Origin of the sequence: Mesorhizobium sp. M5C.F.Ca.IN.020.32.2.1 (assembly GCF_004023105.1) — a bacterium.
GTDB classification, from domain to species: domain Bacteria; phylum Pseudomonadota; class Alphaproteobacteria; order Rhizobiales; family Rhizobiaceae; genus Mesorhizobium; species Mesorhizobium wenxiniae.
The window spans coordinates 1-398 of the sequence record NZ_RZSX01001709.1; the positions used below are offsets into that span (position 1 = coordinate 1).

General features: G+C 65.6%; 1 protein-coding gene. It reads right to left on the reverse strand.

From position 1 onward, the window contains the following. Positions 1-39 precede the first annotated feature (39 nt). On the reverse strand, positions 40-398 hold a 359-nt coding region (locus EOA86_RS38280), incomplete at its 5' end, for an HAD-IA family hydrolase (protein ID WP_128345906.1).

Below are 398 nucleotides of genomic sequence, written 5' to 3' on the forward strand. Positions count from 1 at the left end.
ACTGCGTTCGGCCGGCGCCCGCCTGGTGGTTGGCGCCGGTCAGGCGGCGTCTTGCAGCCTGCGCATCGCGGAAGGCAGGTCGAACAGGTTGTCGCAAACGAGATCGGCGCCAAGCTCTTCAACCGGAATTTGGGTGTAGCCGCCACGCAGCAGAATGATGGGCATGCCGGCGGCGCGCGCGGCAGCCACGTCGGCGCCGCTGTCTCCGACCATCAGCGCGTCACGAGGTTCGACCTGAAGCTGGTCGAGCGCCAGCAGCAGAGCGTCGGGCGCCGGTTTCAGGTATGTCACCGCGTCTCCGCCAACGATCGCGCCAAGGTGTTCCGTCAGCCCAAAATGCAGCAGGATTTCGCGAGCCGCCAACTGCGGCTTGTTGGTCACCACACCCATGGTTATTC